Here is a 26,608-nt window from a genome sequence, read left to right on the forward strand (position 1 = left end):
GTCCGTCATCACGGAGGTCGTCTTAGTGCGTAAGCACCCGCAATTCGCTACCAAGCACCTCTTTGTCAGCGGTGGCGTCGCTTCTTCGCTCGGCAAAGGACTCACCGCGAGCAGCCTCGGGCAACTGCTGACCGCTCGCGGGTTGCACGTGACAATGCAGAAACTCGACCCGTACCTCAATGTTGACCCGGGCACCATGAACCCGTTCCAGCACGGGGAGGTCTTTGTGACCGAGGATGGCGCCGAGACCGACCTCGACGTCGGTCACTACGAGCGATTCCTGGATCGCGATCTTTCCGGCTCGGCGAATGTCACTACCGGGCAGGTTTATTCGACAGTGATCGCCAAGGAACGGCGTGGCGAATACCTCGGTGATACAGTCCAGGTGATCCCGCACATCACCGACGAAATCAAGCAGCGCATTATGACGATGGCCCAGCTCTACGGCGACGGCAACCGCCCAGATGTCGTCATTACAGAAATCGGTGGCACCGTGGGTGATATAGAGTCGCAACCCTTTTTGGAGGCGGCTCGGCAGGTCCGTCACGACCTTGGACGAGAGAACGTCTTCTTTCTACATGTGTCGTTAGTGCCCCACCTGGCGCCTTCGGGCGAACTCAAAACCAAACCCACCCAGCACTCAGTGGCCGCGTTGCGTAGCATCGGCATTACCCCGGATGCGCTGATCCTGCGCTGCGACCGAGATGTTCCCGAAGCGTTGAAGAGCAAGATTGCGCTGATGTGCGACGTTGATATCGATGGAGTCATCTCCACCCCGGATGCACCATCGATCTATGACATACCCAAAATGTTGCATCGTGAAGCACTCGACGCCTTTGTGGTGCGCCGGCTCAATCTACCGTTTCGCGACGTGGACTGGACCGAGTGGGACGACTTGCTGTGCCGTGTTCACGAGCCGCGCGGGACTGTGCGAATTGCTCTTGTAGGCAAGTACGTTGACCTTTCCGACGCTTATCTGTCGGTCTCCGAAGCGCTACATGCTGGCGGGTTCAAACACTACGCCAAGGTTGAGGTAGTTTGGGTAGCTTCTGACGACTGCGAGACCGCCACGGGCGCTGCGGCGGCGCTGGCCGACGTGCACGGTGTGCTGATCCCTGGTGGTTTTGGTATCCGCGGAATCGAAGGCAAAATCGGCGCTATCCGGTACGCTCGGGCGCGGGGCCTGCCGGTGCTTGGCCTATGCTTAGGCTTGCAGTGTATCGTGATCGAGGCCACTCGCTCAGTCGGTCTCGTACGAGCGAACTCCGCCGAATTCGAACCGGCCACGCCAGATCCGGTGATCTCAACGATGGCTGATCAAGAAGAGATCGTGGCCGGCGAAGCGGATCTCGGCGGCACGATGCGGCTGGGGTCCTATCCCGCAGTTTTGCAGCCGGATTCGATCGTAGCCCAAGCGTATGGCGCAACGCAGGTGTCCGAGCGACACCGACACCGTTACGAAGTCAACAACGCCTACCGCGATCGGATCGCCGAAAGCGGGCTGCGGATTTCCGGAACTTCGCCCGACGGTTATCTGGTGGAGTTCGTCGAATACCCGGCCAACATGCATCCATTCGTGGTCGGCACCCAGGCTCACCCTGAACTGAAGAGCCGACCCACCCGGCCACATCCGCTGTTCGTCGCTTTCGTCGGGGCAGCAATCGACTACAAGTCGGCGGAGTTGCTCCCTGTGGAGATCCCTTCGGTCCCGGAAATTTCTGAGCACTTGCCCAACAGCAACCAGCATCGAGATGGCGTCGAACGGTCGCTCCAGGCGCCTGCCGCCCGTGGCTGAGCGCGTCTTCAAGACGACCTCGTTCGAAACGGCTGATCGCGGCAACAGTTCCGTGTTGCGTCGCGACCAGGTACGGATGCCCGGTGACCGCACCATGGTACGTGAGCTTATTGAGCACTGCGGTGTGGCCGCCATCGTAGCGATGGATGGCAACAACATCCCGATGGTCTATCAGTATCGCAACACGTACAATTCGCGGCTGTGGGAGCTGCTGACACAGGAACGCCAGCCCGACCTCAACACTGTACCGGGCTTCAGCGACGAATCGGTGCGAATCTATCTGGTCACCGGATTAAGTGAAGTGGCTCGACTCGAAGCGCATGATGAAAAGGCCGACATGACCATGCGCTGGCCGCCTATCGATGAGACAGCCCGCTGGGTGTTCAGTGGTGACATTATCAAATCCATTGTTATTGAAGGGATTTTATCAGCCCATGCGGTGACCACCGAGTTCGCGCAATCGTGCCCGTTAGAGAGTCGGTGGATTGACAAGCCAACGGCGTTCGCGGCACGAAAGGTGGCCCAGTGACAACAGCCGCGCTTCAGGCACAGCTGCAAGGCTACCTCGACCATCTGACCATCGAGCGTAGTGTAGCGGCAAACACGCTGAGCTCCTATCGCCGTGACCTGATCCGCTACTCTAAGCACTTGTTAAATAGGGGAATTGAGGATCTGGCCAAGGTCGGTGAGGACGACGTTAGCGAGTTCCTGGTGGCACTGCGCCGTGGGGATCCCGATTCCGGTGTGGCGGCGCTGTCTGCAGTGTCAGCAGCGCGGGCGTTGATTGCAGTGCGCGGTTTGCATCGGTTCGCTGTCGCTGAAGGGCTGGCCGAACTGGATGTTGCGCGAACTGTCCGTCCGCCTACGCCAAGCCGTCGGTTGCCTAAGAGCTTGACAGTTGGCGAGGTGCTGGCTTTGCTGGAGAGTGTGGGCGGCGAAAGTCCTGCCAACGGACCGCTGGTACTGCGCAATCGGGCGTTGCTGGAGTTGTTGTACTCTACTGGATCCCGGATTTCTGAAGCTGTTGGGCTTGATGTCGACGATGTCGACACTCAGGCCAGAACGGTGTTGTTGCAGGGGAAGGGCGGCAAGCAGCGGCTAGTACCGGTGGGGCGTCCAGCTGTGCAAGCGCTGGATGCCTATCTAGTGCGTGGACGCTCCGACCTGGCTCGCCGGGGCCCGGGAATGTTCATGACGCCAGCCATTTTCCTCAATGCGCGCGGCGGTCGATTGTCGCGTCAAAGTGCGTGGCAAGTTTTGCAGGATGCCGCCGAACATGCCGGTATCACTTCGGGTGTGTCGCCGCACATACTGCGGCATTCCTTTGCCACCCACCTACTCGAAGGTGGCGCCGACGTCCGGGTTGTGCAGGAGTTACTGGGTCATGCCTCGGTCACGACAACACAGATCTACACGTTGGTCACTGTCCATGCGTTACGTGAAGTGTGGGCCGAAGCGCACCCTAGGGCCAAATAGCTCTGCGTTTCAACCCAGGTATTTGTTCCAGCACCAGATCGGGCACCAGCGTCTGCTATTTGAGGTGCGCTTTGTACTCGATGGTGTTCCATAGCGCACCTTGCTGTCCGCGCATGTATTTTTGGTCACTTCAGTGTGCCAGGAACCATGACCTTGCCGGGAACCACGATCGAGCCTCGATGTAACCAGTCCCGGTCGACAATAGCTTTGTAGATCGTCGAAGTAGACCGTCTTGTCTTGGTCGAGGAACCCGAGATCGACAGTTTTAGTGGAGAATTCGTGGTTCACTGGGCATCTCCTTACTACTTGCGAAAGGCAATGAGTAAAATGAAATGAGTAGAGTGAGGTTTGATACTACTGTGCGACACGGCACCACAGTGTCTTGCGTAGTCTCTGCTTTGTGCGGCGGCTGCCCGTGGTCGGCAGTGCTGCCGTTATCGTAATTGCCGCCCGCCACCACTGCGGGTCTCCAAGCTCGGGAGCGTACAGACGTTAGACTTTCCTGCGATGCTCACCGTGATGCCTGTCCCTACGAATCGTTACCGGCAATGACCGACCTCCCCGACAGCGTTGTAGAGATTGGGCTAACCGGACGGCCGCCACGGGCCATCCGCGAGCCTAGGCCGCGTAGCTTGCACGGTCCGGCCAAAGTTGTCGCGATGTGCAACCAGAAGGGTGGCGTCGGGAAAACCACATCGACGATCAACCTGGGTGCCGCCCTCACCGAATTCGGCCGGAGGGTGTTGCTGGTGGACATAGACCCGCAGGGCGCACTGTCGGCGGGCCTTGGCGTACCGCATTACGAGCTAGACCGGACAATCCACAACCTACTGGTGGAGCCACTGGTATCGATCGACGACGTGCTGATCCACACTCGGGTCAGATACTTGGATCTGATACCCAGCAATATCGACCTGTCGGCCGCCGAGATCCAGTTGGTTAACGAGGTGGGGCGAGAGCAAACCTTGGCGCGGGCATTGCACCCAGTGCTGGACCGCTACGATTATGTGCTGATCGACTGCCAGCCTTCGCTGGGACTGCTCACCGTTAACGGGTTGGCCTGCGCAGAGGGCGTAGTTATCCCGACTGAATGCGAATTCTTCTCGCTGCGTGGGCTAGCGTTGCTTACCGATACCGTAGACAAGGTGCGCGATCGGCTCAACCCGAAGCTGGAAATCAGCGGCATCCTGATTACTCGATATGACCCGCGCACTATCAACGCACGCGAGGTTATGGCGCGGGTCGTGGAACGGTTCGGCGAACTGGTCTTTGACACCGTGATCACTCGTACGGTCCGGTTTCCCGAGACTAGTGTCGCAGGTGAACCTATCACCACATGGGCACCGAAATCGGGCGGCGCCAGGGCCTATCGCGCGTTGGCCTGTGAATTCATCGACCGCTTCGGCGCGTGAACAGTGAAGCTCCACACCAGAACGGCTTCCAGGTTCGACTCACCAACTTTGAGGGGCCGTTCGATCTGCTGCTACAGTTGATTTGCGCCCACCGCCTCGATGTTACCGAGGTTGCGTTGCACCAGGTCACCGACGACTTCATTGCGTACGCCCGTCAGATTGGCTCTCAACTGGGTCTCGAGGAAACCACAGCATTCCTGGTGATCGCCGCGACCCTGCTCGACCTCAAGGCCGCCCGGCTGCTGCCAGCCGGGCGGGTCGAGGACGAAGAGGACCTGGTGCTTCTGGAAGTTCGCGACCTGCTGTTCGCCCGACTGCTGCAATATCGCGCGTTCAAGCGCGTTGCGCAGATCTTCGCCGAGCTGGAAGCCACCGCGCTGCGTAGCTATCCACGTGCGGTATTGCTGGAAGAGCGGTTTGCCAGCTTGCTTCCTGAGGTGATGATCGGCGTCAACGCCGATCGGTTCGCCGAGATCGCCGCGGTCGCGTTCACCCCTCAGCCGGTGCCGATTGTGGCCACCGGGCACTTGCACGAGCTGACAGTCTCGGTTCCCGAGCAAGCCAAACGATTGCTGACGATGCTTGAAGCACGGGGCAGCGGCCAATGGACCTCATTTTCTGAATTGGTCGCCGACTGCCAGGAGCCGATCGAGGTGGTCGGGTGCTTCCTGGCGCTGCTCGAACTGTATCGGACCCGGGCGGTAACATTCGAGCAGGCCGAGCCGCTTGGCGTGCTCCAAGTTTCGTGGGCCGCGGAACGGCTGGCCAGTGAAGCCTTGGTAGAAGTACGAGGAGAATCATAACCGGCATCGGCGATGATGCAGTGAGCAGTAATGAGAAGGAGCAGTGCTTGACCCAAGAAATGCCTGATCTCGATCTGGACTCTGGAATCCCTGGCGTAGCTGAGGCGTCGGAGCTGGATGCCGACGAACTCGGCTGTGTCTTGGAGGCGTTGTTGTTGGTGGTGGACACCCCAGTAACTGCCGAGGCATTGGCTGCAGCTGCCGTGCAGCCTGTTGACCGGATCGCTACGAAGCTGCGGCTAATGGCTGACGAACTCGCCGGACGCGACAGCGGCATCGATCTGCGTCACTCAGCTGAGGGCTGGAGGTTGTACACCCGCGCCCGATATGCACCCTACGTCGAGAGGCTGTTGCGGATGCCGCGCACCAAGCTGACCCGCGCCGCGCTCGAGACGCTGGCCGTGGTTGCCTACCGTCAGCCCGTGACGCGGGCACAGGTGAGCGCGGTTCGTGGTGTCAATGTGGACGCTGTCATGCGCACCTTGTTGGCGCGCGGCTTGATCACCGAGGTTGGTCCCGAGCCCGACTCTGGCGCGGTGATGTTCGCGACTACTGAACTGTTTCTGGAACGCTTGGGGTTGACCTCACTTGCCGATCTTCCCGACATCGCACCGCTGCTTCCCGACGTCGACACTATCGAAGACCTGGGCGAGTTTCTGGACAAGGAGCCACGTTTCATCAAACTTACCGGCGCCAAAGCTTCTGAGCAGCCACGGTCGTTCGATTTGGGCCAGGATTGATGGTCGAGGTCCACGATTCTAGGATGGACCGGTGTGCTGGGGCGGTCCGTCTGCAAAAGGTGTTGTCCCAGGCTGGGATTGCGTCGCGGAGGGCTGCCGAGAAGCTAGTCATCGAAGGCCGTGTCGAAGTGGACGGTCAGCTAGTGACGGAGTTGGGTACCCGGGTCGACCCGGAGATCTCGGTAGTTCGGGTCGACGGGGCCAGGGTAGTGGTCGACGATTCGTTGGTGTATCTGGCGCTGAACAAGCCGCGTGGCATGCACTCAACCATGTCGGACGACCGCGGCCGGCCCTGTGTCGGCGATTTGATCGAACGCCGGGTGCTGGGAAAGAAGAAGCTGTTTCACGTGGGGAGGCTAGACGCCGATACCGCAGGGCTGCTCTTGCTGACTAACGATGGCGAATTAGCACATCGGTTGATGCATCCGTCCTATGAGGTGTCCAAGACGTATCTAGCGACGGTGAAAGGGTCGGTTCCTCGTGGGTTAGGCAAGAAGCTATGCGCTGGGTTTGAGTTGGACGACGGCCCAGCGCATGTCAACGATTTCGCGGTGGTGGATGCGATCCCAGGTAAGACGTTGGTGCGGTTGACGTTGCACGAAGGACGTAAGCGCATTGTGCGTCGGCTGTTGACAGCCGCGGGTTTTCCTGTGGAGGTGCTGGTCCGCACCGATATCGGTGCGGTGTCGCTGGGAGATCAGCGTTCAGGCCGCCTCCGGGCTTTGCTCCATGATGAGATCGGACAACTGTATAAAGCGGTGGGCCTGTGACCGATATTGTTGTCGCCATCGACGGCCCGACGGGGACCGGAAAATCTTCCGTGTCAAGGGGACTAGCACGTGAGCTGGGAGCGCGTTACTTAGATACCGGGGCAATGTATCGGATGGTGACACTGGCGGTGCTACACGCCGGAATTGATCCGAAAGATGCTGCAGCGATTGGGGCGAGTGTTTGGAAAGTGCAGATGCGCTCTGATCATGATCGTTATTTCCTTGGTGAAGAGGATGTTTCATCTGAGATACGGTCTGAGGAGGTCACTCAGGCGGTGTCGGCGGTGTCGGCGGTTCCTGCCGTGCGTTTCCGGCTTGTTGGTCTGCAGCGACAGATGGCCGAAGGGCGAGGCAGTGTCGTTGTAGAGGGCCGCGACATTGGAACCGTCGTATTACCCGACGCTCCGGTGAAGATCTTCCTGACGGCATCGCCCGAAACCCGCGCGCGGCGTCGCAACGACCAGAATGTCGCGTCAGGTTTGGCTGATGATTATGCTAAAATATTGACTGACGTATGTCTCCGCGACCATCTCGACTCTACCCGGGCGGTGTCGCCGTTGCGTGCGGCTGAAGACGCCGCGATCATTGACACTAGCGAGATGACTGAAGCCGAGGTGATCGCCCACCTAATGGACTTGGTGAAGCAGCGCAGTGAGATGGTGCGGTGAGCCAGAATGGCCCCTGGAGCGACGAAAGCGACTGGGAGTTTGACGATTCCAGCCTAGTTCAGTGCGGGCCGGTGGTGGCGGTAGTGGGCCGTCCTAATGTCGGCAAATCGACGTTGGTCAACCGAATCCTGGGCCGGCGTGAAGCGGTGGTGCAGGATGTTCCCGGGGTGACCCGCGACCGAGTTTCCTATGATGCACTGTGGACCGGACGTCGGTTCGTCGTACAGGACACCGGAGGATGGGAACCCGAAGCCAAAGGCCTGCGACAGCTGGTTACGGAGCAGGCGTCGGTGGCCATGCGAACCGCCGACGCGGTGATCCTTGTGGTTGATGTCGGCGTCGGGATCACCGACGCCGACGAAGCCGCAGCTCGGATCTTGCTCCGCTCGGGTAAGCTAATCTTCTTGGCAGCCAACAAGGTGGACGGCGAAAAGGGCGAATCGGACGCGTCGGCATTGTGGTCGCTGGGACTGGGTGAGCCGCACCCAATCAGTGCGATGCATGGTCGCGGTGTAGCCGACCTGCTTGACAAGGTGCTGGCCGCGTTGCCCGACGTGGTTGAATCAACGTCGCTTGACGGCGGTCTTCGGCGCGTGGCGCTCGTTGGCAAGCCCAATGTGGGCAAGAGTTCACTGCTAAACAAGTTGGCAGGCGACCAGCGTTCGGTAGTCCACGAAGCCACAGGTACGACAGTGGACCCTGTAGACTCGCTTATTGAAATGGGCGGCAGGGTCTGGCGGTTCATCGACACCGCGGGTTTGCGTCGAAAAGTCGGTCAGGCAAGAGGGTACGAGTTTTACGCTTCGGTGCGCACTCATGGGGCCATCGATTCGGCCGAAGTGGTGATCATGCTGATCGACGCATCGGAGCCGCTAACGGGACAAGATCAGCGGGTGCTCTCTGTGGTCATCGAGGCTGGTCGCGCGCTGGTGCTGGCCTTCAATAAGTGGGATTTAGTTGACGAAGACCGGCGTGATTTGCTGGAGCGCGAGATTGATCGTGACCTGGTGAAGGTGCGTTGGGCGCAACGGGTCAACATCTCCGCCAAGACGGGCCGGGCGGTGCAGAAACTAGTGCCTGCGATGGAAAGTTCGCTGGCTTCGTGGGATACCAGAATTGCGACCGGCCCGCTGAACATATGGATTAAGGAAGTAGTGGCGGCGACACCACCCCCGGTGCGCGGCGGCAAGCAGCCACGCATACTATTTGCTACCCAGGCGACTGCTCGACCGCCGACGTTCGTGCTTTTCACGACCGGTTTGCTGGAAGCCGGCTACCGACGCTTCCTAGAGCGTCGGCTGCGCGAGACGTTTGGGTTTGAGGGCAGTCCGATCCGGATCAACGTGCGAGTGCGCGAAAAACGGTGAAACAAGCGACGCTAGCTGGTTGCGCCGTAGCTAGGCTGCGTTGTTATCCGGCAGGTAGCGCTCCGGATGGTGAATGTCATTGTTATCAAGTGCTATTGGCGACTAGGGAGGAGAAATTCACTCGTCCATTTCTTCTACTAATTTCCTTGTACTCCAAACTATCTCGTGCAACTTATGATGTGGTGTACAACCCAATGTCAACTTGTCAACGTTAGTCAGCCCGCTGACGACCTACTCGTCCATATGGTGCATTTCTCAGATACGTAATAGGGCTCTGCATAACCCGGAAACGTGCAGCAGCGATCTTGAGCGTAGATCACCACGAGTTGATCCGGTGAAGCGATTCGTCGTGAACGCCCGAGATACAGTGGGTGGCTTTGATGGTCGTCAAACACGGCCGGGTAGTGATAGTCATCCGGATGACGTCGCATGTGGATAGTAGCGTACCGTTGCCGCCTACTGCGTGGCTAGCAGTTGAGGTCAATTCCGTAAGGGTGGTTGACACGATCACGGTCATTGGCAAACTGGTGTGTGCAACGAGCTTCGGGTCACTTAGCTGGCCTCGGACTTAGGATATTGAGTGCTTCGTGCTGACGCTGGGCATGGCTACGCAGAGCCCCTTTCGCGGTTTTCCTTGGCGGGGTTCGCTGTCAAAGTAGGCGGTTTGATCGTCAGGGTTGCAATATCCGAAGCGGCGAATCGAGTCAGTCAGGCGTCGAGGTTGGCGCGTAGTCCGGGGCTTACGATCAGCTTGCCTATGCTCATCCTGTTGCGGTGCCGAGCTGACTATATGACGCCGTGCTGTCGGGCTTGGGTGCTGTTCGAGAACCTGCCGTAGAGATTGATCAGCAGCGCGCATAGGTTGAGCGACTTTTTCTGCTTGATCGGCGCGCAGTTTCGACGCTTGCTCGGCAAGGAAACGCCTGATCCGGTCGACTAGTAGACCGGGACCATTTCGGCAGGTTACGCATAAATATCTTAGTTACCTGCAGGTGCTGCTTATACAACACGCCAGCCCGCCACGCCTGTGCCGTCGCTGGCAGATTTTCCCCCATCACAGTATATAGTTATATTGCGACGAGCTGCTCAGCGTCATGTCGCCTGCGCTGAGCTTAAGCGTAGCTGATCCGTAAGCAGTCGGTGACCACTTTGAGAACCAGTTCGCCGACGGCGGTGGGATCGTTTCTGGCCAGGCTTTGGACAATGTCGCGACTGGCTATTGCCTGTTAACGTTGCGCCTTCTCCAGGTGCTCGAACACCCGCAGCTAAAGTGCAGGTGCCCGGTTGTTAACGGTCAACTCGCGGATCGCTGTGGCCGCTACATCGAGTGCGTGGCAGGCGGCAATCACCTCTGCCGGCGTGGCTGTACAGATGGAACGCATGTGCGAATATCATCGAGACGGCGTGACCTGAAGCGGGCATTATCTGTAGGCAGCAAAAAGCATTCACAAGCGGGTAATTTCATTAGTTGACAACCCGATGATTAGTTGTCAAGCGTGCCGAATGTACGGTTGCCTTTCGGCTTGTAGATCCGCTACATCTTAGTTATTGTTTTTATGTTTAATACTGCTCTATCGTTGCACGTCGTAAATGTTAAAGACCGTATAGCGGGATTTGTGGGATAGCGTGACTTCGATGGCGCGGTTCAGTTTATAGGGAAGCCCGATATCGATCATGGGTGCTGCCGGTTGTCTTGGGCGACCGAGCTAGATCCCCTAGACGTCGTTGACGCCATCGCTTGTGTCCACCTGGCTGGCGACCAAACAGTGCTCTTGAGGTTCAATTGCCCACCTACACAGCAGACCGGCTCGCTGCTGGCCGAGCCAGTCCACCCGTGTAACGCCGTCGAAAGAGACAAAAACGAAAGGAAAAAATAGCCCATGAGTTTCACCTGGACTGTCGGCAACAGCCGAAGCAAAATTACAATTCTACAACCTGTCGCACCCGTGGTGTCACGGTGTGCTAACATCGCCGTACAGCAAAGACGCCAAGATTGAGCGATTGCAGAACATGGCCGGGGGACGATTTTTGACCCAAAAAATCACTACGTTATTGAGGATTTGGAGAAGGTCGCACCTGCCATCCAGCCCGGCCGACATCGTCATTGTCAACACCGGCAGACACCACAAACATGCTGACAGTGCCGTATATTACATGGCTTCCACCCTAAATTGTATCAGGATTCTGGAAGGGAAAGTGGTTAGTAGCCAAGGGCGTCAAAGTGCTCGGCATTGACACCTCACCATTTTATCACCCGATGGCCTACTTCATTCGATCCACACGGCCTCGGCGAACACTGGGATGGCTTGTTTCCGTGGATGCTGCACGAATACGAGTAATGAGGTCGGCCATAAGGTGCTCGATGACTTCCCGGAATGGGAGCTGGGCCATCGGGCGATTTTGTCGAAGGGCATCTGCGGTGTCGAGAAAGTTGGTGGCGAGCTGGAAAAAGAGTCACCGACAGCTGCGTCACCTTCGTGGCGTTCCCATGGTGCTGGGTTGGCGGCGACTGATGCATCGCGCGACTGCAGAACCGCGGGGCCAACCCACGCTGGTGTGAGCGTTGTCAGGACCGTTGTATACGCACCGGCTCCACCGCGGCCGAGGTCTATCACGAAGGCACCCCGAAGGTTGCAGATCCATGTTCCTGGAAGAATGGTTGCCACAGTCGATTATGTGCTCACGATGGTGCGCTAGCTTTCCTCCGACACGAGCTGGCAAGTCAGCGCGGAACACGCGCGGCTGGTATCGCATACGATCTGTTTTGCGGAAGTCTTGCTGGACCCCGCCGGAGTATCGTCAATGAGCGTCAACGTCGTGCGCGTGTGGCGGTATCCAGGTGATTAACCGACCGGCCGAGATATTGTGTTTGTCACAGGCTCATTTCGGTGGCCTCAACCAGGCTGTGATCGGCGAACGGCTGGGCATGGCGCGTTCCACTGTGAGCCGGATTTTCAACGCCCTGTCCGACGAGGGCTTGGTGGTAGCAGCTGCGGTCCGCAGGGTGCGACTGCGCCTGGTGATGGATCTGCATTCGTTTCTGGAGGAGCTGTGTTGCGAGCTGCAAGAAACGATGGACCTGTCAATGCTCGAGGGAGATCGTGCCAACTCGTCGATCAAGTCACTAGGCCGTACCGCCTGCGGGCCATCAGTGCGTTAGAAGAATCGTTTTCGCTGTACTACTGCGCCAATGGCAAAGCGATTCTGACCAGCCTGCCGCCTGTCCAACAGACGCAAGTGCTGCCCAGTCTATTCATTCGGTTCACCACGAACACCAGCACGACCTGGGTGGTGTTGCACAAGGAGCGCGATCGCATTCGGGTCGAAGGTGTCGCCTATGGTCGCGAGGTACAAAGTGAAGGAATCTGCGCAATGGGTGTGGCGCCGCAAAAGGCAACTGGGCAAATGGTGGCAGTCAGCGTGCCGGTTTCGACGCAACGATTCTACGGGTGAGAATCCGAACTTGCTCACAGGCCCTGCTAGCCTGGGTCGAAAAGTCAACTCCTGCAACGAGTATGTGTAATTTTTTCCAAAAGCATTACACCGCAGTATGATTGATTGCTGGTATTGCAGCCGTATAGATCGGGATCGTGAACTCTGTTGTTTTTGTGCTGGTGGTGGCGTTAACCTGGGCATTGTTCGGAGTTGGTGAGTACATCTGAATACGATGCGGTTCATGGCGTAGACCTTGATTGGTGGTGGGCCGAGTGTCGGCGATGATCGATTGGATCGCACTACGTTTCGCTCGTTATGCGCCGTTGCGACATGCCGGCGGACTCATGTTGGGTATGGTATAGTTGCTCCACCGCAAGAATTGCTGGACGATCGCCGCGCACCGAGGCTATGCCAATCTTGACTGGTTGCGGCACCTACTGTTACGAGTGAAGTGGGCCGCTGGAGTGGCCCAATATTATTTCCACAATTACGTTGTTAGCGCCTTCGGTGATTCTGGTCGTTGACTAAATCGGCGACGTGAAAAGGGTATGCATTCGGTCAGGGTGCAACACCAGTACACCGGCACTGCTGGGTGCATCGCAAACGGCCAAGTCGTGGCGTGTCTGATCTATGCCGCTCCGTGTGGACATACCCTAATCGACCCTGCTCTGACGAGTATGGACCGAAGGTCCCAGTCGCTGCAACAATGCCGTAATCCCCGCCAAAAAAGGGGTTTCGTGACCAGACCTACTGCTGGCAGCAGCCTTGGTTGCTTGCGCTGTGCAGACCAAGGTGCCCGTAGCTTGAGTGGCCGGCGACGAAGTCTGTGGAGCCGACCCAAGCTGCGACCTACCGTCCGCGGTCACGGCCTGGGCTATGTACTGGCCATGGTAGCCAATCGGCGTGTGCCCAGCGCAGCAGGTCCGATTTGCGTGGATCGACTCTCATCCCGGTTGCCTACCTGGGCTTGGCAGAAACACTCCGCCGGCACCGGCCAGTCACGGGCACCAGCACTACTACTGCTGCTGAACTTGGAGCGCGCTGTAACCTGGAAGACGACACTGACACTGGGGGACGTCATGGGCTGATACGCCGCAACGATGCGACCGGCGAATTGGCCTAACTGCGCTGCTATAGCGTATACCCGGTACTGTTGAGTAAGCTGGGGTCTGTAGCCGGTCAATGCTGACGTATCCAGGACTCCTTTCAAGCCACCAAAAGACTCAGTTGGTATTGACCAACACCAGTTCCGCCGCTGGATTGCCTGGCATTGCTAGACCACCCTGGCTATGCTCGCTCATGCATTCCTGGCCGTTGCGACAGCTACTGAACGCGACTACCAACCCACACCAATCGGCCCAGACGAGCGGACCGTTAACGAGTTTCACCACCTCTCTTTGATGCTCTGTTCTTCATCCCTTGCTCTACCAACCACGCCCTTGCTGGGGCCGGGTTACGATGGCGACGATAACACCAATACCGACTCCATGTATACCCATTACAAACGACGCCAGCACCAATGACCACGATCTACGGCTGCAGGACTAAAGGATATTTGGTATACAACATTGAGTTGGTTAGTATCGATGATGGAGCTGTAAAGGGCCACCGGGTTGGCCCAAACCCCGGCGACTGGTGTCCAGCAGAGGCACGATCCGGTTGGCATTTGCTGTATGTGTTCATAGTTGTTGTTGTGGCTTCCTGGGCGGTAGATGGTAGCCGGGTTTGGAGTTCGGCTGCGGTAGGATATCGATCTGCTGCCGGTCAACCGGCGACACTTAGCACGACGGGCTGTGGCGCAGTTTGGTAGCGCACTTGACTGGGGGTCAAGTGGTCGCAGGTTCAAATCCTGTCAGCCCGACCGAAAGAAATAGGTGTTGAGCTGCTGTTACTCTCTCGTCGTTTCGCGAACGCACTGTTCCGCTTATACCGATTTAGGACCATGGCTTTGCGCAATCAGGGTACCAATAGTCAAGCGAGCCTTGCCAATAATGGGAATTATCGAGGCCTTTGTGTTTTCAGCAAGGCCTTTTGTGCTGCCAGAAATTGTTACCGAGCAGCGGTACTGTTTCAGCGATCTCAACTGACTCCTTGAGAAACGAGAAAGCCGAGTATGTCCATTTGCCAAGGTGTTGTTGGTGAATCCATGCTTGCCGGAATTCCCGGTACCGACTTCCATGGTTCAGTTAAGATGAACAATATGAGGTGTTCCAGAAGTTAACCGGCACGCGATCTCTGGTCACAGTGCATAGCTTCCGCCAGCATCGATGTCGAAACATCTGGATGAGCGACACACCCGTAAAGTGCTGCTCGGAGAATACGACTTGTGGTCGATCTGAAGACGCCCCGATACCAAGCCCGTGGCATCAACGAATTCGTTCACATCCCTTGCAGTAACTAGAATATATAAAATAGCTAAGAAACGCTGATGACTGAGCGAGTTGGCAATGTCAGGCGTGTTCAGCGGTGTTCGGGTTGTCGGACTGGGGTGCCTCGGCGATCAAAGTTAAGGGTGTTAGCTCCGGTGCTCCCGGAAGGGCGTTGATCGTTGGCGTGTTTACCTGTGAGGCGGCTCGCGTGGACGTCGACTTCATCCTGGAAGTTAGGCAACTGTGGATAACGCAGTATCGCAATCGACATTAAATCCGAAGCGGGCCAGGATTTGTTAGGCTGGTTGTTGGCCACTGCGAATGTTTTCCTGATGAATTGGCTGCCTGGCGCGCTTGAGCTGATTCGGCTCAGTGTTGAGGACATCCGCGTGTTCACCGGCTTTGTTGGGGTCTTTCAGGAGGAATGAACATCGTTGGGGATAAGCTGGATTCGGCTCCAGGAACGATGCCGACCGTGCCTTGGTGACCGGAACGTCCATGAAATATCCGACTGTCGGGAGGAATTTCGATCGTGACAATTACAGGATGCGCGATCAGAGCTTGTCCGACGGCACTCTCACTCTGTCCCCGCTGCGCGTGGATGATGCAGTGTCACATCTGGCGGGGGAGGACAAGCTAGCTGGTCCGTTGATAATCGGTCGGGCCCATGTCCCGCCAAGGTAGTTAAGCTTACCTGTGCCACTGGCCAGCATCAGTGAGCAACCAGCGGTCCGCTGCGGGCCTTCGTTATCCGCCGTAGGCGCCGAGGAGGTACTGGCTGAGACCGTCGACCTGCGGTTAGCAGGGTGAGGGATTGGTGGCTGGGCAGGTCAGCGTCGTCTACGGACTTTACACCTCCCCAGTGTGCACTTGGGTTGGCGATCCTTGCTGTCGACCTGGCGTGTCAGTATGCGGCAGAGCACGGTGGTGGGTACAGCAGTGGTGAAGTTGGAGCCGGAGAACACGGCGTCGGCCCGGGTCGCGTTACGGACCGGCTTCACCTACGCTGGTCGACTCCGAGAACAGAACGACAAAACCTTCAGACTCGACGAGCGAGCCCTCGTCGAGGGGCAGGTAGTCAGGGTGGCCTAAGAGGCTGAGCTTGAGATCACTCAAGAGAGTGTACGACGCACTGCGGGTGTTCCTTTGTTGGTGGATCGCTTAGGTCTATGGGCCCGATGATAGCCGGTTTTGTGATGGCAAGGCAGTGTCTTCGCCTGTTAAGTTCGATCCTATTACGCGTGGCGCGGTCTGGGGGCGGCTGCTGATGCGGCGCGTGGAAGTGTTCCTCTTCGAACGGCACGTGACGATCTGTTTGACCATCGACGCGTCCAGCCGTGTTCTCGGTATCTCCGGCAAGCTAGGCTGGACAGCAACGGGAGGTCTGCTAGACGGTAGCAGTCCGCTTTGAAAAGCGCTGTGCAACAACGGTTATTGGCAATATGCACGATTACGAAGTGGACATCGACGAACACCTGCTCCACAACCGCCTCTGGTGCCTGGTTCCCTCATTGAGCCGACCTGTCCCTCACCCCGGTCCGCTTCGCAAGGACGGACAACGCCATGTGCCGGCTCGGCGACAACCTTGTTGTCCAGATCTCCGGAATCCACCGGGCCGTCGAGAGCTGGCAGACCGAAAAGCACTGGTTGCTGCGGATCGCCCCGCACTTCCCGGTGCCCAGCCCCATCCCGGCTGAGTGCTTCGGATAGCCCTGTTCAGTCGTACGCTGGGTCAAAGGAGAAGAACCCAGCCGACTGACTGACCCCACCGGGCTCGTCCAGAATCTCGTCGCCTTTCATCACTGCCTGGAGCGCCATCGATCCCACCGGCGGGTCGCCCGCGAATCGGTGCAGACCTCTGGCGATGCGGTACGAGAGGGTCCTCGCCGCGCTGCCGGCCCGGGATGGGCTCATCGATGTCCGGGGCGACGACCTCCGCCTGGGAAGAGTTGCTACGAGTCCCGATCGATGTACGCGGGCCGGCACTGGTGTGCAGGTGATGGCTTCCGAGGCCGGCGTTTCACCCGGAGATGACCGGTGAATCAGCAAGCGTATCAAAACGCCGTCGTTAGATGGATGCAGCGTCAGTCGATCGCGGAGTAACGGGGCGAACGTCGTGCGCGCACTGTTGAGCTCCTCTGTGAGGTTGCCGACCTCACAATCGTCAACGCCGACGGCACTGGCGATCTACAACTCTCATAGCCCAGGGGCCTGGCAATACCCGCGAGGTCCAGGTGCCCGACGTGCGCGGCCAAATATCCGCCGGTGCTGTTCGACTCGTATTCTATCATTTTACTCGTATTCTATTATTTTATCTTTGCAGCTGTCGGTAATGTTCGCCTTACTTCCATCGTGGTGGCCCGGCGCGAGGACCGTAACTGCGCCCAGCTGTGGCTACTTAGCCAGCGGAGTCGGTGCGAAGGACCGCATGCCTACGCCTTACCTGCCGGCGGGGCTACGACTCGCCTCGATGCAGGGCGCTGGCGAGGGTCAAACGTCGTTGCACGGCAACACGGCCCGTCGGCTAACGATTGATGACAAGGTCTATTTCCGCCACACGAAGGCCGGCGAATTTTTGAGCGGTTCGATCGTCTGCGGCTGATTCGGGGCACGTAGACCGTTGACACCGTGCCGACGTATCGCGATGAGGGCTGCATAGTTCTCTGATGCGGAACGTGTTTTCTTATGCTAACTGTCCCGCCGACAGTAGTGGAGCCGGTTCTCATCCGGATGCCTATCGGACAGATACGGCGCGGTCCCGCGGCATAATTTAAGTCGAGCAAGAGGAGCGGCCATGACCACGATCACCGCATTATTAACATAGCTGGACACGATGCGCAAAGTTGTGGAAGCGCTCGTGCGAATCGAACGCTCCGCTAGTCAGCCGCAGCCTGCCAGGCGGGTGGTCAAGCGCTTAGGTGCTGCGGGTGCACACAATTCATACGTCGAGGAAGCACAATTCTACGGTAGCTACTCTCGCCTGCACGCAAAACTGACAGCGATCAGGTCCTCAGCGCTGGCGATCAGCGTAGCAGCTTGCTTAGTTGCCGTTTGCAGGCCAGGAATCCTTGGCGGGCCTGAGTGCAGGACTGGCGATCGCCGATGACTGTTCTAACGGGGCGTGAGTGGTAAGCAGGACACTGCAGAAAACTCGGACGACGTGGAACGTAGTGGCCGAAGTCGGTGATCTCGCTGGCACACAGACGGTTGTGGTGTGTGCTCATCACGACGCGGTGCGTAGTGGCGAGTTCTTGGTGGCCTACTTTCAATAGGTACTCATAGTCAATCGATTGCCCGAGATCGTTGAGCGCATCCACACTTCGCTGATCAACTGGTGGCCTGCCACTTTCGGTGCGCTGCGGGGTAATAGCAAAATGGTGGTCACCGGGGCCGTAATGAGTGCAATCACTGCCACGTTGTTATCCTACATCGCTCGCAGCTCGATTGACTCGAGAGCAAAAGAATAACTACTCTGCCGTTGTTCTGCTAGTCGCTTTGGTCGAGCGGTTGTGCGATCAACCGATGTACGGTGTGTGAGTACTGCTGGTTTCGTTTGGCGCAGAGGAACAGTTGCAAGGCGGCATCTACGGCTTCATGGCGCGTCACAAATCTGAGCTTGACCGCGAACGAAACGTACTTTCTGAATTTCGACTCGATCGGTTTGCTGGGGCTGGTCATGCTCGAGGGCGAGAGCACCACGATTTGGAAGACTACATATCACCGACCGTTCCGTGATCCGGTGGTACAGGCCGACGTGCTGCTACGCAGAGGCATGCGGGCGTGCAACAGTGCAGACGTCGTGCTTATGAGTTGTGCAGGTTGTTCAACGGCGTGCTTCTCATCCATCTATCGCTATAAAGCATTTTCGAACTATCACCAGATGCCCTACACGTCTGAGAACTTGTTCTACTAGACGATAATTACGAGTTCACTCTTACTGAAGCGGTGGTTGGTGCGGTGAGCGTCAGTGTGGGGACACTAGGCCGATGAACAATTCTGTGCACCATCGGCGATGGTACGGTCGACTTCGTACACTGAACTGGTTGAGGTGGTTGCTCGTCCAGAGCAGCGTGGTGAATCAGTACGGGCGGTGGGCATTGGTTCACCGACTGTGCCTACACCGACGGAGTGATGGCCGACATGACCATCTTACAGCGGGTCATTAGCGGCAGACTCCGCGATCGTTTTGGTGGCGATAGCAAGTGCGGCGCGTAGTTGCATAGTCTGCGGTCCGCAGCTGGCTGAGCGCGGAGGCGTGGTGGAGAACCAGAGTTATATGGATGCCCAGTCGATCACCAGCGCTACTGCGACCGCGACGCATGGAGCGGAATACGTCTTCCGAACTTGTCGGTGCGGATCATTGCGGTGCGGTACGTCACAGTAACCGGTGACGTACTAACTTTGACGGAAGGGTTAAACGGTGGTGTCTACCTAGCGGCACAAGTGTCGCTGGGTGCGTTAGGGATGATCTCGTAGGTTGCCGTCCAAGTGGTGTTGCTCTACATGCTAAATCGCCTTGATGAAAGACGCGCACTGACTGAGATCTTGGAAAATCTCGACGAATATGTCTATCGCCACGACCACTCTAAATTCCGCATTTCCTTATTTTGAAATGTCTTTGACGAGAAATTACCCGACGCAGCGATGAGTCACCCACCCCTACGAACAGGTGGAAAACGGGGGACTGGGTATGATTTTCCTTACTGGGTCACCACTTTCCCCATGCTGCACCGACCTTCAATCGCCTAATGAATAAGGTGATCTCGAATTCCACCGTCCAGGACTACGCCTACAAAGGGTAGGAGACCGAGCGCAAGGTCAAGTTCACCGAGATCGAGATTGGAGTATACGATCCCGCATGAGCACGGACGCGTGACGATCCAGCGGATCGTCGACCTTGTGTGCCATCGCAACTTGCCGATCATGTTCCTGCTCGAGGTGCGCTTTGCGGCGTCTGACGATGCCTTTACTATACTACTGAGAACGGGCGTGACAGCTGGCTACGTCGCCGTCCATCAGTACACCATGATGGAACTCGAGACCTATTTTCGTTCCATTGAGGCAATCATGGATGATTATGCCGAATAACCACCTTGGGGCGAGCGTTACGATCAGACCTCCGGTACGTTGGGCGAGCAGTATCCCGGCCAACACCACTTTCCCCATCCGGTGACCGCCTCTATCCTGACTGCGTCCTTATTAACTACTACACCCGGCACTTGCTGGGCCCCTGATGTCGCCTGACAACCTAAACTTCTAAAACACTCTGTAACTTTCGATCACTAACTCGTGTTCGGCTTCGACATCTATGTCAACACGATTACAAACCTATAACGATGCGGACGCTGCTCTGGATCAACTAAGGCGATGCACAAATCATGGCACAGCATGCAAGAGCTGAACGTGATCGTAAACTACGCTTTTTCGTAGCCTTATTGGTCTCTGCGTGGATAGCTGACACCGGCCATTGTCACCGGGCGCGCAGTTTCAAGATCCATGTTGATCTGCAAATCTTCGAAAGATCGTCACGGCGCAACCGTTATTCTATGGGCTGCAGCTGGCATAGGACGGTGGGTGAACGCAGTTAATGTTGTTCCCTGGCGATATCTTGGATCAACGGGATATGCTCCTCGCCGAGTTAGGCAGACAGCCCCCTGGTGTGGGGCACGGCGGCGCGCGGCTCAGTGGTTTTGTGCACTTACATGAGACTGTAAATACCTCTTAGTCCTGGCTACGCTTGGCCGGTGGGCGCCCGACATATTAAGGCACGGTTGAGACCAGATTTTCTGCGACGCGAGCAGATCAACGGTTGTTTTGGCAGTTGACGTACGGTATTTTCCTATGCAAAATTACGACTATCTCACCTATGAAGAGTTCGGTCGGAAGTTCTTCGAGGCCGCAGTCACACCAGACCGGTTCGCCGCTGCATTCGCCGACATTGCGGGCAAAGAGTTCTCAATGGAGCCGATTGCTCAGGGGCCTGGCAAGATCGCCAAGGTCAGCGCCAAGGTCCAGATCAGAGAGCCTCGGGTCACGCGGCACCTAGGAGACAGCATCACGTTTGTCATTCGCATTCCGCTCTCGATCGATCTCCTCGTTGACCTTCGGCTCGATAAGCAGCGCTTTGTTGTCGCCGGTGACATCGCATTGCGAGCAACTGTACGTGCGGCCAAGCCGCTGCTCCTCATCGTCAACGTCGCGAAACCGTTGCCGTCCGATATCACTGTCAACGTGTCGTCTGAATCCATCCGTGGCGAGGTGTTACGTATTCTTGCGGGTGTTGACGGTGAGATACGGCGATTTCTCGCGGAGTACGTCGCTGCCGAAATCGACTCTCCTCAATCCAAAGCTGCACAAGTTATCGATGTAGCCCACCAATTGGAAGCCAACTGGGCAGGCCTCTAGGAGCCAAGCGTACGCAAGGCCGACTACACTGTCGAAAAAGCAGTGTGGCATTGACACTCGTTGGTCGCTAGAGTCCTGGTGTCCCTCGAAATATTTGTGGCCTTTGCTTTAGTCAGCTTAACCGCTACTGACATAGGAATAGTCGGCGACGAACTCGGTCTCATTGATCTACTTCACTAGTTTGAAGTCGTGCCGCAACTCATTACGCAGTCGTAGCAGCTTGCCGTGTAACTAGGGGCGAGATGCTGGTCGTCTATGCTGTAGGCCGGCATCATCATAAGGCGGTCTATTTGACCGATGTGTTGCGTGTTGCAGTAAATGCCCCCGATCGCTCCAAGGACCATCGAATAGAACAGTACCCACTTCGCCTAGGGCGGCGGTTTGATAATTTCCTTTATAGTATTTATTTGCACATCAAACTGTTTGGCGATGGCAGACTAAGACTGGATGCGGAAGTGCTTGCTGATCTGTGGCAGGGTAGCGTCTTCAAGGTGGCGAGCGAGAAATCCTTCGCGTGCTCGCCGAGCAGCATAGAATTTCAGCTACCAAATCACGAAAGTCATTTTCTCCAAATCCTTGCACTCGCCGGTCTTCGGTAGAATTCTATTGAGCCAGTGGTGCGGTAAAACTTCTTTTCAGTTAAGGCACTGGATTTCGGATCGTCGTGTTCCAGCGGCTGTTGGAACAGAACGACTAGTGCATATCCACCCCGCTGGACTACACGAGGATAGCACATGGTGAACGGAGTGGTACAAACTCGGATGATCGCCGTCACTAACATCGTCGCAGCGAAAATCCAGAAAGCCGTCTAGCTGTCGTCGCGGTCTGCGAACATATGGTTGAAGTTGTTCAGTTGGTGGATCAAGGATCGTCCACTCGGCTGTGACGGTTAAAATCTTTGCTGCAGAATAGAATTGATGGTTGTCGTTATTGTTGGCATACCGGTTCAACGAATCGCCGAGAACCGCTCGGTTCGGTATGTGAAAGTCCGTACTGCTTACATAGGCTCAGCAGAGACCAACGACAACCGTTGTATGCAGACCGACCGAACGCCGTTATATATCGGTATTCGGCGGCATTGCAAACACGATTCGGCCTGCACCCTGATCAACCAGGATGCCGGCGTGCTCGGCATTGATCGTGGTGATATTGTATCTTTAGTGACACTTCAAGCTGCGCTGGATCGCAGCTCGTAAACCGATGCCCCCTCGCGCATCCACCCGACCAGTTATGCGAACTGCGGACCGGTGACGCCTAGCGGTTGGCAGCTGTTGCCCAACCGTCAGGCGCAACGCGTAGCAGCCGGGGCGTGTACACCGATATCAACCAGAAGATATTCGCCAGCAATTGGTTTTAGGTAGCACATGGCCCTCTCGAAGCTGAAGAATTCTCCATGGTATGATCTCCTTGCGGCTGGTGTGGCCCACACCAGCCGCAAAACAGCCAACTGCGTCGGCGCCGACTATCCAACTCTGTACCACAGATCTTGAGCTCTTCCTTAAGTCAGCCCACGCCCATGCGTAACTGGAATCTGGCCTAGTTAGAGTCTGCTGCTTGAGAGCGCATCAACCGTGGCGGCGCGTTTAGCGAGTATGACGGGATGGTGGTTGGGTAGTGCCAACACTCCAGTGGCCAACCCCAGCTGGTTCGTGGTGCCGGCTAAAAACGCCAGCAGATCAGGAGGGGTCAAGGATTGGGCAGTGAGCTGCCAGGCTAACTCGTTCGGAGCTATTGTAGAGATAGATGTTGTTGTACCAGGTAGCCAAGACTTTGTGCTAGAATGCAATTCACGATTTGAACCTGCACAGTTCAAGATGGCTGGCAAAGCCAGCCATCCGGTGTCGGTTCGCGGGGTGATACCAGTGGGTGACTGGTGCAACGACTCCGACTTTGCAAGCAGGCAGTTATGGCCCCTTGCCTACGGCCCTAGGGTGTTGTTGATTTTTGTGTGGTTGAGGGGTGTGGTGGGTTATGTGGTGGGGATCGGTGGTGTGGGTTGTGTTGGTGGTTTAGGGTTGGTCGCGGCGTAGGTGGGCTGCTTGCAAGGGCCGCCGAGTAGTTGGTGTTGGTCACCGGCCGCGACATCGAAGCTGGCGATGCTGGGGGTGCGTCTGGTGTGGCGGGTGGCCGGGGATCAGTTGCGCTTTTCTGGTGATGTGTTAGCCCGCCACGCGCACAAGTCACCAGATCACGCCGTGGATGGCTTTTATCTTCCTTCCGCGGTCGATCCCCACAAAAAGTCAAGTACTGCCCTAGGCTAGAGCACCGCCGTACGCGTCATCACCGGCTGCGAGGTCATCGACGAACTGTGAAACCAACACGGCACCAACACAGCCGGGGGCACACCGGCTGGCCGAGGGCCGGTGAACAAACAGACACCCCACAGCCATAGCATGCACCCGAAAGCGCCCCCAACACCCAGCGCCAACAAGATCTAGGCTAGCCCACCAAACTCCCGACCGTATCGGCCAGCGATGGCACACCAGAACACTACTTCACCTGCCACCTATGAAACCGACCAACAATTCCTGCCACAAACACCAACACCCTAGTGCGCAGCGGCATCCCACGAGCGACCAAAGCCAACACTCACCTCCAGCGGCACGTCCAAAGGGTAGGCACTGCCCATCTGCTCGCGCACTATGGCCTCGATCTGTTCGCGTTCTCCGGTCGCGACTTCGAACAGCAGCTCGTCGTGTACCTGTAGCAGCATTCGCGAAGCGAGTTTCGCCTTTTTGAGCGCCTTGTCAACCGCGATCATCGCCACCTTAATGATGTCGGCCGCACTGCCCTGGATCGGCGCGTTGAGCGCCGCCCGCTCGGCCGCCTCCCGTACCTGGCGATTACTGCTGTCCAGCTCGGGCAGATAACGTCGACGGCCCAATACCGTCGAGGTGTAACCGTCCTTGCGTGCCTGTTCGACGACATCCATCAGGTAGTCACGCACCCCGCCGAACCGGGCGAAGTATTGCTCCATCTGAAGCTTCGCCTCCTCGGTGGAGATTTTCAACTGTGCAGCCAACCCGTATGCGCTTAGCCCGTAGGCCAGCCCGTAGGACATTGCCTTGACTCGGCGCCGCAATTCGGCGGTAATATCCCCGGTCGGCACGCCGAATGCCCGCGAGGCCACAAACGAGTGCAGGTCTTCCCCCGTGTGGAAAGCCTCGATGAGGCCCTTATCTCGGGATAGGTGCGCCATGATCCGCATCTCGATTTGGCTGTAATCGGCGGTCATCAGTTCGGTGTAGCCGCTATTTCCCGAGCCGACGACGAACGCGTCCCGGATCTGCCGGCCGACGTTGGTGCGGATTGGAATGTTCTGCAGGTTTGGTTCTGTCGAAGACAGCCGGCCGGTCGTCGCGATCGTCTGGTTGAACGTGGTATGAATCCGGCCATCTGCGGCGATCGCGTTCAGCAACCCGTCAACGGTAACTTTGAGCCGGGTGACGTCGCGGTGAGTGAGCAGATGCTGCAGAAATGGGTGTTCCGTTTTGCAGAACAGGTACTGCAAAGCATCGGCGTCAGTGGTGTAGCCGGTCTTGGTTCGCTTGGTCTTCGGCATGCCCAGTTCGTCGAACAACACGACCTGTAGTTGCTTGGGTGAGCCCAGATTGATCTTCTTGCCGATTACAGCGTAAGCGGCCTCAGCAGCGTCTCGGATCTGATCGCCGAATTGGCTCTGCAACTCGGTGAGCAACCGCAAATCGGCCGCGATACCAGCTTTCTCCATGTCAGCCAGCACCTGTTGGACCGGCAGCTCCATCTCACCTAGTAGCGCGGTAGATTCGATACGATCCAGCTCAGCGTCCAACGCAGCGGCGAGGTCTGCCACCGCCCGAGCCCGCAGTATTAGGGTTTGGACGGTTTGCTTGTCCACCTCGTCGACGTTGTCAAGCAACGAAAACTGTTCTTGCTCAGGTGTTTCTACGCGCAGCTCGCGACGCAAGTAGCGGAGCGAGAGATCGTCCAGGGTGAAGCTGCGTTGCCCCGGCCGCACCAAGTAGGCCGCCAACGCAGTATCGGACGTGATGCCGCCCAGTGTCCAACCGCGACCCGCGAGATCGTGCATGGCCAGCTTCGCCTCATGCAGCGCTTTGGGGTTGTCGGGATCGGCCAACCAAGCCGCCAGCGCGTCGTCGTCGTCGGGAGTCAACGCCGCGGTGTCGATGTAGCCACCGTCGCCGTCGGCGGCGGCTATAGCTAGCGCAGTGGCGTCTCCTCCGTGCGGCAGATGTGTACCGACGATCACTAGCCCGGACCTGCGCCCGTCATAGGCGTGCTTAGCCAGCCACCGCCCGATCGTGCCGGACTCCAGTACGCCGCCGCGGACGTCAAACCCCTCGTCGACTTCGGGTACACGCTCCCTAGCGACGGCCAAAGCCTCAAACAACCGGTCACGTAACACCCGGAACTCTAGGTAGTCAAAGAGCTGGTGAATTTGGTCGCGATCCCACGGCTGCAGCCGCAGCATGTCCAGATTTTGCACCAACGGCACATCTTTGACAAGCTGTGTGAGCTCTCGGTTGCGCACCACCCTGGCTAGATGCGCCCGTAACGCGTCGCCTACTTTGCCGCGGACCGAATCAACATTGTCGACCAGCCCCTGTAGCGAGCCGTACTCGACGATCCACTTGGCGGCGGTCTTTTCCCCCACGCCGGGAATACCGGGCAGATTGTCGCTGGGATCGCCACGTAGTGCCGCGAAGTCGGGGTATTGCTCCGGCATCAGCCCGTACTTCTCGAGGACAGCCTCTGGAGTGAAGCGGGTGAGTTCGCTGACGCCTTTACGAGGATACAACACCGTCACGTCGTCGCTGACCAATTGAAGCGCGTCGCGGTCACCAGTGACCACTAACACGCGGTAACCCTCGTTTTCGGCTTGAGTAGCCAACGTCGCGATTAGGTCGTCAGCCTCGAATCCAGCCTCCGCGCACACCGTGATACCCAGCGCGCCTAGGATTTCTTTGGTGATGTCAATCTGGCCGTGGAACTCATCGGGGATCGATGGCCGATTAGCCTTGTACTCCGGATAGCACTCAGAGCGAAACGTCTTCCGCGACACGTCAAACGCCGCAGCAATGTGAGTCGGAGCCTCTTCACGCAGCAAGTTGATTAGCATGGCGGTAAAGCCGTACACCGCGTTGGTGGTGAGGCCACCGCGGGTCTTGAAATTCTCCGTTGGCAGTGCGTAGAACGCGCGAAATGCCAGCGAATTGCCGTCCAGCAGCATCAGCACTGGCTTGGCTTGGTTTTGGCAAACTTTAGCGGTGGTCGCTGCACTCACGACTCATACTCTAAGATCTCACCTTGTTATTGTGTTGTTGTTGTGTGGTGGCCGGGGGTGTTGGTGTTTGTGGCAGGAATTGTT

The 26,608-nt window shown here is 57.4% G+C and carries 27 protein-coding genes, 1 tRNA gene and 2 pseudogenes; 26 read left to right on the plus strand and 4 right to left on the minus strand.

The window, feature by feature from the left end; all coding sequences use genetic code 11:
- Positions 1-25: 25 nt before the first annotated feature.
- From pyrG to der, 9 genes are all read left to right on the plus strand, one after another.
- Positions 26-1,795 (plus strand): CTP synthase, encoded by a 1,770-nt coding sequence (gene pyrG, locus MLPF_RS08900; RefSeq protein ID WP_045843095.1) that lies wholly within the window; start codon positions 26-28, stop codon positions 1,793-1,795.
- A complete protein-coding gene (locus MLPF_RS08905; RefSeq protein WP_045843096.1) occupies positions 1,788-2,324 on the plus strand; it encodes an NUDIX hydrolase in 537 nt (178 codons plus the stop codon). Before pyrG ends, MLPF_RS08905 begins: the two co-directional genes overlap by 8 nt.
- Complete coding sequence (xerD, locus tag MLPF_RS08910) at positions 2,321-3,271, plus strand: site-specific tyrosine recombinase XerD (protein ID WP_045843097.1); 951 nt, start codon at positions 2,321-2,323, stop codon at positions 3,269-3,271. Before MLPF_RS08905 ends, xerD begins: the two co-directional genes overlap by 4 nt.
- 548 nt (positions 3,272-3,819) lie before the next feature.
- The gene (locus MLPF_RS08915) at positions 3,820-4,683 is read left to right on the plus strand and encodes a ParA family protein (protein WP_045843098.1); all 864 of its coding nucleotides are present in this window, start codon (positions 3,820-3,822) and stop codon (positions 4,681-4,683) included.
- A complete protein-coding gene (locus MLPF_RS08920; protein ID WP_236685032.1) occupies positions 4,659-5,486 on the plus strand; it encodes a segregation/condensation protein A in 828 nt (275 codons plus the stop codon). The genes MLPF_RS08915 and MLPF_RS08920 overlap by 25 nt, the downstream gene beginning before the upstream one ends.
- 47 nt (positions 5,487-5,533) lie before the next feature.
- A complete protein-coding gene (scpB, locus tag MLPF_RS08925; protein ID WP_045843113.1) occupies positions 5,534-6,226 on the plus strand; it encodes an SMC-Scp complex subunit ScpB in 693 nt (230 codons plus the stop codon).
- 23 nt (positions 6,227-6,249) lie between these two features.
- Positions 6,250-6,996, plus strand: a complete 747-nt coding sequence (locus MLPF_RS08930) for a pseudouridine synthase (RefSeq protein ID WP_156147101.1) — start codon at positions 6,250-6,252, stop codon at positions 6,994-6,996.
- Positions 6,993-7,664 carry a (d)CMP kinase gene (gene cmk / locus MLPF_RS08935; RefSeq protein ID WP_045843101.1) on the plus strand — a complete coding sequence of 224 codons (672 nt, stop codon included), beginning with the start codon at positions 6,993-6,995 and terminating at the stop codon, positions 7,662-7,664. The genes MLPF_RS08930 and cmk overlap by 4 nt, the downstream gene beginning before the upstream one ends.
- Positions 7,661-9,031: a ribosome biogenesis GTPase Der gene (gene der, locus MLPF_RS08940; RefSeq protein ID WP_045843102.1), complete on the plus strand. Its 1,371-nt coding sequence runs from the start codon at positions 7,661-7,663 to the stop codon at positions 9,029-9,031. The genes cmk and der overlap by 4 nt, the downstream gene beginning before the upstream one ends.
- Before the next feature lie 316 nt (positions 9,032-9,347).
- On the opposite strand, the gene MLPF_RS17525 is transcribed toward der, so the two are convergent.
- Positions 9,348-9,548, minus strand: a complete 201-nt coding sequence (locus MLPF_RS17525) for a hypothetical protein (RefSeq protein WP_045843103.1) — start codon at positions 9,546-9,548, stop codon at positions 9,348-9,350.
- A gap of 2,316 nt (positions 9,549-11,864) precedes the next feature.
- Between MLPF_RS17525 and MLPF_RS16320 the strand changes: the two are divergent.
- The 15 genes and pseudogenes from MLPF_RS16320 to MLPF_RS09020 all read left to right on the plus strand — a co-directional run bounded on the left by MLPF_RS16320 (position 11,865) and on the right by MLPF_RS09020 (position 22,436).
- Positions 11,865-12,585 (plus strand): annotated as a pseudogene (locus MLPF_RS16320) (IclR family transcriptional regulator domain-containing protein).
- Positions 12,586-13,203: 618 nt separating this feature from the next.
- Complete coding sequence (locus MLPF_RS08955; protein ID WP_156147102.1) at positions 13,204-13,554, plus strand: hypothetical protein; 351 nt, start codon at positions 13,204-13,206, stop codon at positions 13,552-13,554.
- Between the two features lie 699 nt (positions 13,555-14,253).
- Positions 14,254-14,327 (plus strand) — tRNA-Pro (locus MLPF_RS08960).
- Between the two features lie 605 nt (positions 14,328-14,932).
- On the plus strand, positions 14,933-15,109 hold the full coding sequence (locus MLPF_RS08965) for a hypothetical protein (RefSeq protein ID WP_236685023.1): 177 nt from the start codon (positions 14,933-14,935) through the stop codon (positions 15,107-15,109).
- A gap of 19 nt (positions 15,110-15,128) precedes the next feature.
- Positions 15,129-15,263 carry a hypothetical protein gene (locus tag MLPF_RS08970; RefSeq protein ID WP_237817134.1) on the plus strand — a complete coding sequence of 45 codons (135 nt, stop codon included), beginning with the start codon at positions 15,129-15,131 and terminating at the stop codon, positions 15,261-15,263.
- Between the two features lie 481 nt (positions 15,264-15,744).
- Positions 15,745-15,927, plus strand: a complete 183-nt coding sequence (locus MLPF_RS08975) for a hypothetical protein (RefSeq protein WP_050039110.1) — start codon at positions 15,745-15,747, stop codon at positions 15,925-15,927.
- Between the two features lie 115 nt (positions 15,928-16,042).
- Complete coding sequence (locus tag MLPF_RS08980) at positions 16,043-16,246, plus strand: hypothetical protein (RefSeq protein ID WP_045843106.1); 204 nt, start codon at positions 16,043-16,045, stop codon at positions 16,244-16,246.
- Between the two features lie 152 nt (positions 16,247-16,398).
- Positions 16,399-16,545: a hypothetical protein gene (locus MLPF_RS08985; RefSeq protein WP_156147103.1), complete on the plus strand. Its 147-nt coding sequence runs from the start codon at positions 16,399-16,401 to the stop codon at positions 16,543-16,545.
- A 154-nt stretch (positions 16,546-16,699) separates the two neighbouring features.
- Positions 16,700-16,876: a hypothetical protein gene (locus MLPF_RS08990; RefSeq protein ID WP_156147104.1), complete on the plus strand. Its 177-nt coding sequence runs from the start codon at positions 16,700-16,702 to the stop codon at positions 16,874-16,876.
- 17 nt (positions 16,877-16,893) lie between these two features.
- Positions 16,894-17,451, plus strand: a pseudogene (locus tag MLPF_RS16325) (type III PLP-dependent enzyme domain-containing protein); the annotation flags it as partial.
- Between the two features lie 509 nt (positions 17,452-17,960).
- Positions 17,961-18,107, plus strand: coding sequence for a hypothetical protein (locus MLPF_RS09000; RefSeq protein ID WP_237755978.1), 147 nt, complete (start codon positions 17,961-17,963; stop codon positions 18,105-18,107).
- Between the two features lie 1,567 nt (positions 18,108-19,674).
- Positions 19,675-19,923, plus strand: a complete 249-nt coding sequence (locus tag MLPF_RS15800; protein ID WP_282435805.1) for a D-arabinono-1,4-lactone oxidase — start codon at positions 19,675-19,677, stop codon at positions 19,921-19,923.
- 753 nt (positions 19,924-20,676) lie between these two features.
- Positions 20,677-21,240: a hypothetical protein gene (locus MLPF_RS09010; protein ID WP_045843107.1), complete on the plus strand. Its 564-nt coding sequence runs from the start codon at positions 20,677-20,679 to the stop codon at positions 21,238-21,240.
- 242 nt (positions 21,241-21,482) lie between these two features.
- Positions 21,483-21,839 (plus strand): hypothetical protein, encoded by a 357-nt coding sequence (locus MLPF_RS09015; protein WP_045843108.1) that lies wholly within the window; start codon positions 21,483-21,485, stop codon positions 21,837-21,839.
- Between the two features lie 318 nt (positions 21,840-22,157).
- Positions 22,158-22,436: a hypothetical protein gene (locus tag MLPF_RS09020; RefSeq protein ID WP_045843109.1), complete on the plus strand. Its 279-nt coding sequence runs from the start codon at positions 22,158-22,160 to the stop codon at positions 22,434-22,436.
- Positions 22,437-22,780: 344 nt separating this feature from the next.
- On the opposite strand, the gene MLPF_RS16330 is transcribed toward MLPF_RS09020, so the two are convergent.
- A complete protein-coding gene (locus tag MLPF_RS16330; protein WP_345790343.1) occupies positions 22,781-23,053 on the minus strand; it encodes an LLM class flavin-dependent oxidoreductase in 273 nt (90 codons plus the stop codon).
- On the opposite strand from MLPF_RS16330, the gene MLPF_RS09030 reads away from it, so the two are divergent.
- Together MLPF_RS09030 and MLPF_RS09035 are read left to right on the plus strand one after the other, a co-directional pair.
- Positions 22,941-23,270 carry a hypothetical protein gene (locus MLPF_RS09030; RefSeq protein WP_236685026.1) on the plus strand — a complete coding sequence of 110 codons (330 nt, stop codon included), beginning with the start codon at positions 22,941-22,943 and terminating at the stop codon, positions 23,268-23,270. The genes MLPF_RS16330 and MLPF_RS09030 overlap by 113 nt on opposite strands.
- Complete coding sequence (locus MLPF_RS09035) at positions 23,271-23,501, plus strand: hypothetical protein (RefSeq protein WP_237817102.1); 231 nt, start codon at positions 23,271-23,273, stop codon at positions 23,499-23,501.
- Here MLPF_RS09035 and MLPF_RS09040 read toward each other — a convergent pair.
- Positions 23,498-23,668, minus strand: coding sequence for a hypothetical protein (locus MLPF_RS09040; RefSeq protein ID WP_237817104.1), 171 nt, complete (start codon positions 23,666-23,668; stop codon positions 23,498-23,500). The two genes, MLPF_RS09035 and MLPF_RS09040, sit on opposite strands and share 4 nt — an antisense overlap.
- A 120-nt stretch (positions 23,669-23,788) precedes the next feature.
- On the minus strand, positions 23,789-26,470 hold the full coding sequence (gene polA, locus MLPF_RS09045) for a DNA polymerase I (RefSeq protein ID WP_162196920.1): 2,682 nt from the start codon (positions 26,468-26,470) through the stop codon (positions 23,789-23,791).
- Positions 26,471-26,608 lie beyond the last annotated feature (138 nt).

It is taken from the genome of Mycobacterium lepromatosis (genome assembly GCF_000975265.2).
Classification (GTDB): Bacteria; Actinomycetota; Actinomycetes; order Mycobacteriales; family Mycobacteriaceae; genus Mycobacterium; species Mycobacterium lepromatosis.

What these genes read in the sequence shown, in the direction of transcription:
- MLPF_RS08915 (WP_045843098.1), top strand. Translation starts at nt 3,820, where the DNA reads ATGACCGACCTCCCCGACAGCGTTGTAGAGATTGGGCTAACCGGACGG.
- MLPF_RS08930 (WP_156147101.1), top strand. Translation starts at nt 6,250, where the DNA reads ATGGACCGGTGTGCTGGGGCGGTCCGTCTGCAAAAGGTGTTGTCCCAG.
- MLPF_RS17525 (WP_045843103.1), bottom strand. Translation starts at nt 9,548, where the DNA reads ATGACCGTGATCGTGTCAACCACCCTTACGGAATTGACCTCAACTGCT.
- MLPF_RS08975 (WP_050039110.1), top strand. Translation starts at nt 15,745, where the DNA reads ATGCGGCAGAGCACGGTGGTGGGTACAGCAGTGGTGAAGTTGGAGCCG.
- MLPF_RS08985 (WP_156147103.1), top strand. Translation starts at nt 16,399, where the DNA reads ATGTGCCGGCTCGGCGACAACCTTGTTGTCCAGATCTCCGGAATCCAC.
- MLPF_RS08990 (WP_156147104.1), top strand. Translation starts at nt 16,700, where the DNA reads ATGCGGTACGAGAGGGTCCTCGCCGCGCTGCCGGCCCGGGATGGGCTC.
- MLPF_RS09010 (WP_045843107.1), top strand. Translation starts at nt 20,677, where the DNA reads ATGCAAAATTACGACTATCTCACCTATGAAGAGTTCGGTCGGAAGTTC.
- MLPF_RS09015 (WP_045843108.1), top strand. Translation starts at nt 21,483, where the DNA reads ATGCTGGTCGTCTATGCTGTAGGCCGGCATCATCATAAGGCGGTCTAT.
- MLPF_RS09020 (WP_045843109.1), top strand. Translation starts at nt 22,158, where the DNA reads ATGGTTGTCGTTATTGTTGGCATACCGGTTCAACGAATCGCCGAGAAC.
- polA (WP_162196920.1), bottom strand. Translation starts at nt 26,470, where the DNA reads ATGCTGCTGGACGGCAATTCGCTGGCATTTCGCGCGTTCTACGCACTG.